Genomic DNA, 13,060 nt, shown 5'->3' on the forward strand with positions numbered 1-13,060 from the left:
TCTCCTTTACAGTTTAAATGACTTCTATACGTTCCATAGCAAGTGAATACACATTTTCATATCCTGCTATGCTAAGCTTTTCTTGTAGTCGGTCCGTATCCTCTTTCAAAGCGTGTACTAACACCGTATGTTCTGGTAATAATGTATTTAGCATCTCTTTCACATCTCTTATACTTTGGTGAACTTTATATGGAACTCGCTTCACCCTACATTCTTTATCTACACATTCTTTCAAAACTTTTTCTGCAAAACTTCCTTTAGCAATATGTCCAGTAAATATAATGGAATTTCGTTCTTCCTGCCGCAGTTGTTCATAATATAACTGCGCTCGCTTCGTTTGCATATTCGCATCACTCATTACAACTATTCCATAACTATTTTGCGTACCGATGTCATGTTCCATAACGATTATGTTTCTTTTTAAACTCTCCATAATCTCTTCAAGTTCTTCATTATTTTTGATCCAATCTTTATATACGAACATCTCCTCAAATCCATCCAAAATTTCTTGATCTACTATAATGGGAAGTTCTTTATATTTTTCATATAAATACAATACGATATCTTGTGCCCTACCAAGCGGTGGCAATGGTAGTAACGCTATTCCTTTCTTTTGCGCAACTCGTTCAATTTCTTCACACAGTTCGTTTACTCGTTCATGTTGCGAAACATCATCAGTATGATAAGCGGCATCTACGATTGCAACTTTTATATCGCCGCGTAATTTCTCAGGTAAATTAGCTCGCAATATGTTAGACTCTGCTGAATAATCACCAGAATAAAATACATATGTATGACTCATATCCACTAAAAACCAAACAGCCCCTAATACATGCCCACTATACCCCCATTGAAACCGCAATGTAGGAGTAATCTGTATCCATTCATTCGGATTACTAATCTCATCAATACAAACATAATTTAAATCTTTAACATTTTGGTCGTTATAAGGTACATTCCATCCTTGTGCCAAATTGTAGTTTCTCCATTTTTCATAATAAGCGGGAAGTTTCTCCTTCGTATAACAAGTCGTCCAAATTTTTTTCTTATACCCATACTTCGCTAATAAAGGTAAACCCATCGTATGATCTTCATGAATATGCGATAAAAATACTGCATCTAAAAACGGTACAACTTCCCTCTCTATTTTTGGATAACTATCCTCATATGATCGATTAATGCCACAATCAAATACTATTTTCGTCTCTTTATTGTTTACGAAGTAGCAAGAACGACCGTATTCTCCCGCTCCTCCCCATACTTCCATCCTCATCATGCTACCCCTTTTCGTTTTTGTTCCATATGTTGCAAAAGTAATAAGCAGATTGTTGTAAGTCCAACAGAAACGACAGCCATCGCCATTCCTATAGATACTTCCCCTTGTTCAAATTGAGCAAAAATAAATGTTGCTGACGTTTCTACTGATGGAGGTAGTACGAGAAGCGACGCTACTAACTCTCTTATCGAGATTGTAAATGTCATCGCCCACCCAGCAAGAATTCCCGGGATAATAAGAGGTAATATTATTTTTCTAAAAATATAAATATAATTCCCAGAAAAAATACTTCCTGCCTGTACAAGAGAATCATCAATTTGCCCGAGCGATGCTTTTACATACTGCACCGTATAAGGTAAAAAAAGAACAACGTACGTTACAATAACCATGACTGATGTATTGTAAATTGACAGGGGCATATAGGGTGAATTCCAAAATAAAATAAGCCCTACAACCATCACGATTCCTGGTACCATATTCGGTAACATACCGCACATATCAAGCCATTTTTCAGAAGACTTTTTCCCCTTTCGGATCATAAGCGCCAAAAACACTCCAATCATAACCGCAATAATCGCTGTTATAAGTGAAAATAGAAAACTGTTCCATAAAGCTTCTAATCCTGGAGATCCAATTGTAAATAATGCTTCATAATGGCTCGTTGTAAAGTTGTTTAACTGTAAGCCGCCGCCTCTTAATTTCGATAATGAAGCAATAATTATCGAAAAATACGGGATTCCAATTGATACTATAAGTAAACCAATTACATAAGCCCATGCTATAACCCGTGTAAATATAGACAATGTATACCTTTTAGATTTCACACCTTTTCCACTAACCATTGCATATGAGTACTTTCGATTCAATACATTTTGCATATACCAAATGAGCATACATGCACTAAGTAATAAAGAAGATAATGCTGTTGCACTACTAAAATCAATCGGCCAACTCGAAATAAATTTATGAATCTCTGATGTTAACACATGAAATCCTATTCTTCGTCCGAATGTAGCCGGTGTTCCAAATTCAGCAATCGTCTTTACGAAAATGAGTAAAGCACCCATTACATAACTTGATACTAATAACGGCAATATTATTTTTCTTAAACGATAGAAAAAGTTTCCACCATGAACTGCTGCCGCTTCTTCTTTACTACTTCCAATTTGAAGTAACGTATTTTTCAACATAAAGTAAAGGAATGGGAATAAATGCAGACTCATAATTAAAACCATACCACCTAAACTAAAGAACGAAGATGAAATCGTCTTTAGCATCGGAAAAAATTGTTCGAAATAGCCGTTCGGTTGCATGAACAAAATCCAGCCCATCGATCCAATATACGGCGGTGTCATAAATGGAATCATAAAAATAATATCTAACTTACTATACTTTCCAACATCTGTTTTACTCATAATGAATGCCAATGGAAATGCAAATACGGTTGCTCCTATTACTACGAGTACACCTAAAAGCATCGAGTTTAGAAAAATCCCAGCTAATCCACCACTCTGCATCACTTCAAAAGGCTTTAAAAAATTCCAACTACTATTTTCATATACACTAGAAAATAAAATAAGAAAAAGCGGAATGACGATTAACATCGCCACAAGTAACAACGCTACCGTCATTCCAACTTGTCTTACTGATACGAATCGATTTACCATGTAATCACCATCTTATTGAAATACTTTCTTAAATTGTTTTCCTATTTCATCTTGTTCTTTCTCAACTGTTTTCCAATCAATATTTAATACCGGAATCTCTTCTACATTCGGTCTATTTTCAGCTTTTATATCTGTTCTACCTGGCAATAAATACGCTTTAGCAACTTGTTTTTGCACATCATCTGATAATAAATAATTAATAAACTCTTTTGCACCTTCTACATTTTTACTATCTTTCATAATCCCTGCTGCTCGTGGGCTAATAACTGTTCCGCTTTTTGGATAAACAATATCAACCGGTTCACCCTTTGCTTTTGCACTGTACGTCATATAATCAACACCAGCAATGACCATGTCTTTCGCACCTGTTACTACTGGATCTAATGCTTCTTGATTTGCCCCCGCTACTGTAACTTCATTTTTCTTAAGCTGTTCAAATAAATTCCATCCATCTTTTCCATTCTTTTTCACATATCCTGTTACAAAGTCTAAAGCTGAACCTGAAAGTGCTGGATCTGGAAGATTCACTTTTCCTTTCCATTCCGCTTTCGTTATATCACTCCAATCTTCAGGCGCCGTCTTCACATTTTTTGTGTTATACACAATTCCTAACGCTGAAGCACTATATCCAAAATAATGTCCTTTATCGTCCGACCATTCAGAACGAAGCTTATCAGCTTGTTTCGCTTCTTTATAAGCTAACGTTTGCCCATCCTTTTTTAATCCTTCCATCGCTGGTAATGATGCAAGTACGACTACATCAACAACTGGATTTTTCTTTTCAGCTTCCATTCTCGCTAAAATCTTACCTGTTGTTCCTTGAAACATTTCTACTTTTATACCTGTTTTCTTTTCAAAGTCCTTTTGAATCTTTTCTGCTAATCCTTTTGGTCCTGCACTATATACAACAATTTTCTTTTCATTCGCATTTTTATTTTTGGCATCTGCACTACCTGTCTTCGAACTACACCCTGTTACTACAGCCGAAAATAATAAAGTACATACAAATAAAGACTTAAGCGAACTGAATTTCTTCATACGATTCTCCCCCTATATGATGAATACATTTTTTTGGTACATATAACGATACTGGCTTACCGATGCTTAATTTACTATTGTGATAAGCTGTCCATATTCCGAGTGCCCCCATGTTTACTTTCATTTCATACCGTTCTCCTACATATGTAACGTGCTGAATTTCACCTGTATACATTTCGCACACTTCATTTTTCGTCCAGCTTACATGTTCTGGACGAACCATTTGTTTCCCCTCTACAAGCCAATTTGCTTTACCAACAAATTTTGCAACAAATTCATGAGATGGCTTCACATAAATGTCTTCTGGTGTTCCTTTTTGTAATACTTCTCCTTGTTTCATAACAATAATTTGGTCTGACATTGACATAGCTTCTGTTTGATCGTGAGTGACATACAATGCCGTTAAACCGATTGAACGAACGATATCCATAAGCTCTATTCTCATTTCTTCTCGTAAAATTGCATCGAGTGCACTCAGCGGTTCATCAAACAAAATAAAATGCGGTTTTGTTACAATTGCTCTAGCAAATGCGACACGTTGCTGCTGTCCACCAGAGAGTTCATGCGGATATCTTTTCTCCATCCCTCGCAGGCGCACTCGCTTTATTGCATCTTCTACTTTTTCCCGTAATTGATTCGTTTGCTTTGTAGCCCTTAAACCAAATGCAACATTTTCAAACACTGTCATATGTGGCCATAAAGCAAAATCTTGAAAGACCATACCGATATTCCGTTCATGAGGAGATGTTTTTATTTTTTTCGCACCAGAATACATGCACTTATCTCCAAAATATATTTCACCTTTATCTGGCTCTTCAAGTCCTGCAATCATTCTAAGTAAAGTCGTTTTTCCGCATCCGGAAGGTCCTAACAGTGTGGTGAATTCACCTTGTTTCATCACAATTTGTAACGGTTTTAACGCCTGCGTTTTTCCAAACGTCTTTTCTAATCCATGAATTTTAATATCCATCGTTTCACCTCTCTCCCCTCACTCTTAACCTGCTTTCATTCTATCTGGAAGATTTATACTGAATGTTAATGTACTGTAAAGATTAAATTAAAAAACTTCTAATAAACTATTTATTTCTATAGATTTTTTCTATAGTTAAAAGAAAAAGGAGCAACTTGCCATGAATCTCTTAAAATTAGAAATTGTTGTGCTTATTAAGAAATATAAAAAACTTACGATTGTTGCAGAAAAACTTGGTGTTAAACAACCTACTATTACATTCCATATAAAAAGCTTAGAAGAAGAACTCGGTGTCTCTTTATTTGAATTACGATCCGGAAGATATTTCCTAACAGAGGCTGGTGAGGCATTGCATCATTATGCTTGTAAAATAGATGCACTTATGAAAGAAGCTAGGCGGGTCACGCAAGAATTTAAAGATTTTCATAAAGGCGCTATAACAATTGGCGCTAGTTATGTACCAGCGACTTATCTTTTACCAGAAATTATTCACCAATTTCAATGCGAATTTCCGAATATAAAAATAACCCTCATGGTAAAAACAGCTCCTGAAATTCGAACGATGCTACAAAATCATGAAATTGATCTCGGTGTAATTTCCGCAGCACCGTTTGATGAATCACTTTTAAAAGAAACAAAAATAATACCTGATACACTTGTTCTTGCTTTCTCCAAAGAACATCATTTTTCAAAAAAAGAAACTGTATCATTACAAGATATCGAAAAGGAACGTATACTATTGCATCGTAATCCATCTACAACGAGAGATTTACTTACACAATGGACGTTAGCACATAACATTACGTTCCAATCTGAAATTGAATTAGATTCATTAGAAACGATGAAACAAATTTTAAAATATGGTAATGGAGTTGCCTTTATTTCTAAACTCGCTATCGAACAAGAAGTACAACGAAATGAACTATGCTACATACCCATCCCTGGATTTGAATTTCAACGTAACATTTACACAATTCATCATGAAGACAGATGGAATTCTAAAATTATTTCTTTTTTACTACATAGCATCACTTCTTATGCAACAAAAAATTAAAAGGCTGTCGTTATACACGACAGCCTTTTAAACTATTACTCTATTTATTTTTCTTCGCTTCAATTTTTGCTTGCGCCTCTTCAGCCTTATCTAATGCTTCTGAAACTTTTTTCTCTTTTTCTTTCACATCATCTATACTATCGACAGCTTTAATGAGTTTATCGATTCCTTCTTCTTCTACTTTTCTCCGCTTTGCTACTCTTTCATTCACTTTCTCTTCTACATCTTTTGCTTTTTGAAGCATATTCTCTGCATTTGATGTTACTGCTGTTGCAAGTACATCATCTTTTTTCATTTGTAACACTTCATTTGCAATGTCTTTCGCTTCTAAATACTTACCATCTTTTAATGCTGTAGCTCCGTGATCCATTTTCTCGGAAACTTCTTTATATGATTTCGCTTCATTTCCTGACTTTTCTTTTTCCGCTTTTTCAAACCACATCGTTGCATCACTATATTTTTCATCTTTCAATGATTGCATACCTGTATCAATATACGTGTCATAATTACTGCATCCAGCCATTACGACTAACAGAAAAAGCATAACAAAACTTAATTTTTTCATGATGTTTTCTCCTTTTCTTTGTCTGCTCACTATACTGTAACACACATGAAAAAGAGTTTCAAAAACTAAAATACTAATTCGGTCATTTTTACAATGATAAGTCAAATTTTTATTATTTTTAACGAATTCCCCCGAAAGAATTCTCCTTCCTCAAGCGTGTGAAGGGCGTAGCCCAACGATAGGTGGGAGATGAATTTCGGTTTGGCGTAGCCAAAAGGCTTTACCTTTTATTTTCACCTCAGATATAATCAGTCTTATAAAGGGTAAAGGTTGGTATATCAATGAAGTTAGATAGCAATAATCATTCAGTATTCTTGTTGTATTATCACCTTGTATTGGTCGTGAAATACAGAAGAAATGTATTTGATGATGATATGTCGGACTATGCAAAAGACATGTTTGTCCGACTATCTGAAAACTATAACATCACATTAGTTGAATGGAATCATGATGTAGACCATGTACATATCTTATTCAAGGCACATCCGAATACAGAAATGACAAAGTTCATTAATGCTTATAAAAGTGCAAGTTCTCGACTAATCAAGAGAGACTTTACCCATGTGAGAAAGAAACTTTGGAAAGAAATGTTTTGGTCAAGAAGCTTTTGCTTGATTACTACGGGTGGTTCACCGATAGATGTAGTATAGAAATATATTGAAAATCAAGGAAAAAGTGAGGTGTAGGAAATGTTAAAATCATACAAATATCGTATCTATCCAAATAAAGAACAACAAATGTTTTTCTCAAAAACATTTGGATGTGTTCGATTTGTATACAACAAGATGCTTGCAGATAGAATCAAATCTTATCAAGAATCACAGGATAAACTTGATAAATCTGTTAAATATCCTACGCCTGCACAATATAAGGCTGAATTTCCATTCCTAAAGGAAGTTGATAGTCTTGCGTTGGCGAATGTTCAAATGAATTTGAATAAAGCATACGCTAACTTTTTTCGTGATAAATCTGTTGGATTCCCGAAATTCAAAAGCAAGAAAGATAACCATCGTAGTTATACAACAAATAACCAAAAAGGCACGATCTACATTGAGAGTGGTTATATCAAGCTGCCAAAACTAAAGACCTTGGTAAAGATTAAACAGCACAGACAATTCTTTGGATTAATTAAATCTACTACAGTGTCTCAAACACCTACTGGTAAATACTTTGTATCGATTTTAGTAGAAGAAAATGAGCAATTGTTTCCTAAAGTTGATACAAAAGTTGGTATTGATGTTGGGCTAAAAGACTTTGCAATATTGTCTAATGGCAAGAAATATGAGAACCCTAAATGGTTGAGAAAAGCCGAAAGAAGATTAGCTCTTCTGCAGCGCTCTTTATCGCGTAAAAAGAAAGGTTCAAACAATAGAAACAAGGCCAGGTTACAAGTTGCAAGACTTCATGAGAAGATTGCGAATCAACGCAATAATTTTCTTCACAAGATAAGCAATGAAATCACAAACGAAAACCAAGTAATTGTGATTGAGGACTTGAAAGTGAAGAACATGCAAAAGAATCACAAATTAGCAAAAGCAATCAGTGAAGTATCTTGGGCTAAATTCAGAGAGCACCTTGACTATAAAGCAATATGGAAAGGTCGCGATTTGATAATCGCACCTAAGAATTATGCGAGTAGCCAATTGTGTTCTTGCTGTGGTTATAAAAATAAGGAAGTCAAGAATCTAAGCCTTAGAGAGTGGACTTGCCCTGAATGCAATAGCCATCATGATAGAGATGTAAACGCAAGTATAAACTTACTAAAATTAGCCATGTAATTGGTATTTTCTTTAGGGGTAGGTACTACCCTTATAGCTTGGTAAATATAGATAGCTAATAAAAGTATCTACTTCCCAAGAAGCTCCCACTTCAAACAGTCCGTAAGGACGTTAAGTGGTGAGTAGTTCACGCCGACACATCTACTTGTTTTTTCCCCATATGTTGCTTTACTCCAACTACTACAACTAACAATAAACCTCCGCCTAATGTCATCATAACAATACTAGTTGGCAACATATCTAATAATAATCCATATACAATCATACCGAGTGGTGCGATTGCAGTAGCAATTGTTTCAAGTAAACCGAATACACGTCCTAAATAGTTTGGATCTGTCGTCTTTTGAATATGTACTTGCATCGGTATATTTACGATCATCATTGATATACCCGTTAACATCATAAAAGCGATATAGTAAATAAAACTTACTACTTTCGGAATGGTAACTAACAATGGAAAGACTGTACATAAACTCAAGCCCGCAAATAAAAACAGCCCAATATAAACAGAGCGAAACGGATTATTCACTTCTTTACGTACTGATAAAACAATTGCACCCATTAGCATCCCGACTGCTAACATTCCCTCTACAACACCGAGTTGCTTCGAGGATAAATGCAAATTTTGAACAATAATATATGGAAGTGAAACGAACAGTGCACTCGCAAAAAAGTTCACCCATAGTGCAATTTTCATTAGCCCATATATTTCATCCTGGCGTTTCACATATGAAAAACCTTCTTTTATACTCGTCAAAAAATGCTCTTTACTTTCAGACATTTCTTTTTTATATAAATCAAATACGATAAATAATTGCACAATAACCGCTAAAAAGAACGTAATACTATTTAACAAAAAGAACGACTTAATGGAAAAGAAACCAAATACAACTCCACCAATAATCGGCCCTAAAATATTTGATAAAGAAGCTGCGGTTTGATTTAAAGCACTCGCTTTTTGAATACGCTCCTCATCTACTAAATTAGGAATAGACGAAGTTAATGCAACAGAATAAAAACTTGCACAAATTGATAATAATGCCGCTGAAATATAGATAAAAAGAAGTGATGGTCCAAATATAGTAGCAATAATAAACATAATAAGCATCGTTAAACTACTTAATAAATCAGTGCCAATGACAAGCCATTTTCGATTCACACGATCAGCTACAGCACCTGCAATCGGACCACAGATCATCCTTGGTAGTGATCCGCAAACGAGCGTAATAGCAAACCCCATCCCTGAACCAGTTGTCTTTAATACGTATAACCCCATTGCGAATGTATAAATACCTGCCCCTAATAAAGACGTCATCTTTCCAATCATCATCAAAATAATATTTCTCGTTGCAACTTTCATTCTTGTATCATGTTGTCCTATACTTATATCTCCCATAATGACTCTCTCCCCTTAAAAGTTAAATTGTGTTAAACTTATTATATAATCAACTTTCCAATTTTCACAACAAAAAGTTAAATACAATTTAACTTTCTAATGATAAAGGAGCAATAATATGGCAACTCTCGGCGAAAAAATTAAGGCATTACGAAAAGAAAAAAAACTTACACAAACAGAGCTGGCAGGTTCGGAACTGACAAAAAGTATGCTTAGTCAAATTGAAAATGGAAAAGCTACACCTTCCATGAAAACATTACAATATATTGCTGAAAAACTTGAATGTGAAACGAGCTTTTTATTAGAGGAAGACGATGATGAAATTGTAGAACTCATTACAAAAATGGAGCAACTCATAAAGGAAAATAAATGTGATGAAGTATATGAAACTCTACTACCGATTGTTCAAAAAGAGCTACCTTCTACTATAAATACGGCTCGTTTATATAAACAGTTCCTAACAGGAGCAGCTATTATGAACGATTATAATATTGAATCTTACGTTGAAACCGCTGTTTCTATATTTGAAAAATATACTTTATATCGAGAAAGCACTGAAACGAAACTACTTTTTTACTATATGCTCTACAAACGGAAAAAATATAAAGAATGTTTACAGTTGATTACCAAAATTCGCGATGAATATAAAACGAAGAATTTAGAAATGGATCTTATTACACATATACAATTATATTTAAAAGAAGCAATTATTTTACTCGCATATGGTAATTATGAAAAATGTGAAAAAGTCATTTTAGATGCACTTGCATTTTCAAAAAAACATCAAGTGTATTATAAAACAGATGAATTTTACCGTATTTTATCTTATCAAAAAATCATTACAACTGATAAAGAAAAATATTTATATTACATAAAAAAATCTGAGCAATTTGCCATTTTTACAGAAGATACTTTATCCGCTGCAAATATACATATATTAAAAGCTTATTACTACAATACCGTTACGAATGAATATACAATTGCATTAGAACATTTAGAACAATTCCGAGAAAAACTAAAAGATGTACCAATTTTTCAAGACGATGGACTGTATTATCTTGAAAAAGGAAAATCTTTGTATGGCTTAAAATGTTATAAGGACGCTTTGGAAACATTAAAACACGCTACTATACCAGATTATATGAGTCATCCACTTGATCAATCGTGGTTATTAACAGCTGGATCTTATCGTGCTCTTTGCTATATAGAACTTCAAGATAAAACAGCTGCACTCAAAGAAGCAAAAGAAGCAGTTCAAGCGATAGATAGCTATCCTGATTCCATCTTCTCTTCATTTATTAAAGGAACATTACAAATAATACAAAAACTTTAAGAATGTCTCGAAATGGTATATTATCCCTCTTTTTTAGCAAAGATAATAATGATGGGAGGAATATAAATGAATATTGAACGTGCAAAAGAGCTTTCTGTGTCAGCGGAGCAAGCTAATGTTAGTTTTCAAGGCATGCCTGTTACGATTCAACACGTCGACGAAAGCAATGAAACCGCCCGCATATATGAAGTTAAAAACCCAGGACGCGAATTAACAGTTCCAGTTAATAGCTTAGAGGAAATATAAAAAATGCCACTTCGACTTTTGAAGTGGCATTTTTCTTCCTTTAGATTACTTATTATAAATTTCTTCTATTTTACAGGAGCTAAAAAAATAAGAATTTTCTACTTCTTTTCTTTTTGTGACCTGCTACAATACAAACTATGAATTAATTATTCACACTATACATTAAGGGGGCAAAAATAATGGCATCTAATTTAGAAAAAAACAAATCTTATTATGCAGTTATATTCACTTCTAATTTATCAAATAATACAACAGATTATAGTAGCGTTGCCGACAAAATGGAGGAACTTGCAAAGCAGCAACCTGGTTTTCTAGGTGTAGAAAGTGCACGCGGTAATTCGGGACTCGGAATCACAATTTCTTATTGGGAATCACTTGAGGCAATTGAAAATTGGAAACAGAACGCCTTACATAAAGAAGCGAAAAAAAGGGGCCGTGAGCAATGGTATGAAAACTTCCATCTACGCATTTGCCGTGTTGAGAAAGAGTTTAAGTTTCATAGAGGTACATTGTAACGATGAAGAAACAATTAGCTCTCGTTGCTGTTCATGAAATATATGGTGTGAACGACCATATGCATCACGTTACCCAACACTTCACTTCATCTCATATAGATGTATTCTGTCCTAATTTTCTACAATCGCAACCTGCATTTCATTACAGTGATGAAGAAAAAGCATATCATTTTTTTATGAATCATATTGGATTTGATGATGGAAAAAAGCAAATTGAAGAATTTATTACTCGTCTTTCTAGTCGTTACACACATATTGGACTTATCGGCTTTAGTGTTGGTGCTACCATCTCATGGCTATGCAGTAACAATCCAAAAATAGATTTTATTATCGGATGTTACGGTTCCCGTATACGTGACTATATTCATATAAAACCAACATGTGCTACCCTACTTATTTTCCCTGAAAAAGAAGCTAGTTTTTCAGTATCCTCTTTCATTCAATCGTTGCAGCTACAAAAAAATCCTTTATTAGAAATTAAACAACTACGCGGTGAACATGGATTTCTAAATCCGTACATTGAAAAATATAACAGGCACTCTACAAAGCAAGCATACACTCTAATAGATACATTTCTTGTAAAAAACAATTTTATAGAGGAGAGCTAAATGACACTTACATTACTCTTACTTATTTTCATATTCATTGCCTTTTTCTCAGCACTAACTATCATTTTTATAACCGTAAAAAAAGGGAAGTTTTCCAAACGCCCCTACTTACAATCTATTATCGTTTGCATTTTATTTTTTACCAATTGGATCTTATATTTAACATCTTTTTATTCGTTACTCCCTGAGAAAGTTAGCGAGTTCATATTCCTGCCTATTTGGTTTTTTCTTTGTATTTTAGGATGTATCGTTTTCTGGCGCGAATGGAGAAACAATTGTGTATTCTCAATATGTATCGGTTTTCTTTCCTTTATTAGTTTTTTATTTGGGTTATTGTTGTTAGTTCTTTCGAGGATGTAAAACAAAAGGAAGAAAAGCCAACATTCAACTTTTCTTCCTTCTATGTTTACCTTTAGTCTTCACTGTCACTGATTCACAAGGTGTATAATATATTTGAGGTGTCGCCTTATCAACAAACATCATAAACGTAATGAAGCCGATAATAAAGAAAATAAACAACGTTAACAAAATTGCTCCTATCGTTAAAAGTATCATAACACCACCCCTATATCTTTCATGTTATTACACCTTTCGCTATTATATGAGCGTAATCC

The 13,060-nt window shown here is 34.3% G+C and carries 15 protein-coding genes; 8 read left to right on the forward strand and 7 right to left on the reverse strand.

Features of this window, described 5'->3' with window-relative positions; translation table 11 throughout:
• Positions 1 to 13: 13 nt before the first annotated feature.
• The 4 genes from ACTFOB_RS15140 to ACTFOB_RS15155 are packed head-to-tail and all read right to left on the reverse strand — an operon-like array spanning position 14 to position 4,951.
• Positions 14 to 1,276, reverse strand: a complete 1,263-nt coding sequence (locus ACTFOB_RS15140; RefSeq protein WP_440027149.1) for an MBL fold metallo-hydrolase — start codon at positions 1,274 to 1,276, stop codon at positions 14 to 16.
• Positions 1,273 to 2,943: an ABC transporter permease gene (locus ACTFOB_RS15145; protein ID WP_440027147.1), complete on the reverse strand. Its 1,671-nt coding sequence runs from the start codon at positions 2,941 to 2,943 to the stop codon at positions 1,273 to 1,275. The genes ACTFOB_RS15140 and ACTFOB_RS15145 overlap by 4 nt, the downstream gene beginning before the upstream one ends.
• 12 nt (positions 2,944 to 2,955) lie before the next feature.
• Positions 2,956 to 3,981, reverse strand: a complete 1,026-nt coding sequence (locus ACTFOB_RS15150; RefSeq protein WP_440027145.1) for an extracellular solute-binding protein — start codon at positions 3,979 to 3,981, stop codon at positions 2,956 to 2,958.
• Positions 3,959 to 4,951, reverse strand: coding sequence for an ABC transporter ATP-binding protein (locus ACTFOB_RS15155; RefSeq protein WP_440027143.1), 993 nt, complete (start codon positions 4,949 to 4,951; stop codon positions 3,959 to 3,961). Before ACTFOB_RS15155 ends, ACTFOB_RS15150 begins: the two co-directional genes overlap by 23 nt.
• Before the next feature lie 160 nt (positions 4,952 to 5,111).
• Between ACTFOB_RS15155 and ACTFOB_RS15160 the strand changes: the two genes are divergently transcribed.
• Complete coding sequence (locus ACTFOB_RS15160) at positions 5,112 to 6,005, forward strand: LysR substrate-binding domain-containing protein (protein ID WP_440027141.1); 894 nt, start codon at positions 5,112 to 5,114, stop codon at positions 6,003 to 6,005.
• Positions 6,006 to 6,045: 40 nt separating this feature from the next.
• On the opposite strand, the gene ACTFOB_RS15165 is transcribed toward ACTFOB_RS15160, so the two are convergent.
• Complete coding sequence (locus ACTFOB_RS15165) at positions 6,046 to 6,570, reverse strand: hypothetical protein (RefSeq protein ID WP_440027139.1); 525 nt, start codon at positions 6,568 to 6,570, stop codon at positions 6,046 to 6,048.
• A 281-nt stretch (positions 6,571 to 6,851) separates the two neighbouring features.
• Here ACTFOB_RS15165 and tnpA point away from each other — a divergent pair, with 281 nt between their 5' ends.
• Complete coding sequence (tnpA, locus tag ACTFOB_RS15170; protein ID WP_440027137.1) at positions 6,852 to 7,220, forward strand: IS200/IS605 family transposase; 369 nt, start codon at positions 6,852 to 6,854, stop codon at positions 7,218 to 7,220.
• 39 nt (positions 7,221 to 7,259) lie between these two features.
• Entirely contained in the window at positions 7,260 to 8,348 is a 1,089-nt protein-coding gene (tnpB, locus tag ACTFOB_RS15175) for an IS200/IS605 family element RNA-guided endonuclease TnpB (RefSeq protein ID WP_440027135.1), read from the forward strand.
• A gap of 127 nt (positions 8,349 to 8,475) precedes the next feature.
• Here tnpB and ACTFOB_RS15180 read toward each other — a convergent pair whose 3' ends face one another.
• On the reverse strand, positions 8,476 to 9,744 hold the full coding sequence (locus ACTFOB_RS15180; protein ID WP_440027134.1) for an MFS transporter: 1,269 nt from the start codon (positions 9,742 to 9,744) through the stop codon (positions 8,476 to 8,478).
• A 118-nt stretch (positions 9,745 to 9,862) separates the two neighbouring features.
• On the opposite strand from ACTFOB_RS15180, the gene ACTFOB_RS15185 reads away from it, so the two are divergent.
• The 5 genes from ACTFOB_RS15185 to ACTFOB_RS15205 all read left to right on the forward strand — a co-directional run bounded on the left by ACTFOB_RS15185 (position 9,863) and on the right by ACTFOB_RS15205 (position 12,806).
• Positions 9,863 to 11,077: a helix-turn-helix domain-containing protein gene (locus ACTFOB_RS15185; protein WP_440027132.1), complete on the forward strand. Its 1,215-nt coding sequence runs from the start codon at positions 9,863 to 9,865 to the stop codon at positions 11,075 to 11,077.
• Positions 11,078 to 11,143: 66 nt separating this feature from the next.
• Complete coding sequence (locus ACTFOB_RS15190) at positions 11,144 to 11,323, forward strand: H-type small acid-soluble spore protein (protein WP_440027130.1); 180 nt, start codon at positions 11,144 to 11,146, stop codon at positions 11,321 to 11,323.
• A 179-nt stretch (positions 11,324 to 11,502) separates the two neighbouring features.
• Complete coding sequence (locus ACTFOB_RS15195; RefSeq protein ID WP_440027128.1) at positions 11,503 to 11,838, forward strand: antibiotic biosynthesis monooxygenase family protein; 336 nt, start codon at positions 11,503 to 11,505, stop codon at positions 11,836 to 11,838.
• A gap of 2 nt (positions 11,839 to 11,840) precedes the next feature.
• The gene (locus ACTFOB_RS15200) at positions 11,841 to 12,446 is read left to right on the forward strand and encodes a dienelactone hydrolase family protein (protein WP_440027126.1); all 606 of its coding nucleotides are present in this window, start codon (positions 11,841 to 11,843) and stop codon (positions 12,444 to 12,446) included.
• On the forward strand, positions 12,447 to 12,806 hold the full coding sequence (locus ACTFOB_RS15205; RefSeq protein ID WP_440027125.1) for a hypothetical protein: 360 nt from the start codon (positions 12,447 to 12,449) through the stop codon (positions 12,804 to 12,806).
• 24 nt (positions 12,807 to 12,830) lie between these two features.
• On the opposite strand, the gene ACTFOB_RS15210 is transcribed toward ACTFOB_RS15205, so the two are convergent.
• Positions 12,831 to 13,001 (reverse strand): DUF3951 domain-containing protein, encoded by a 171-nt coding sequence (locus ACTFOB_RS15210; protein ID WP_000602236.1) that lies wholly within the window; start codon positions 12,999 to 13,001, stop codon positions 12,831 to 12,833.
• Positions 13,002 to 13,060: the final 59 nt, after the last annotated feature.

Source organism: Bacillus cereus group sp. MYBK79-1, from assembly GCF_051915365.1.
Classification (GTDB): Bacteria; Bacillota; Bacilli; order Bacillales; family Bacillaceae_G; genus Bacillus_A.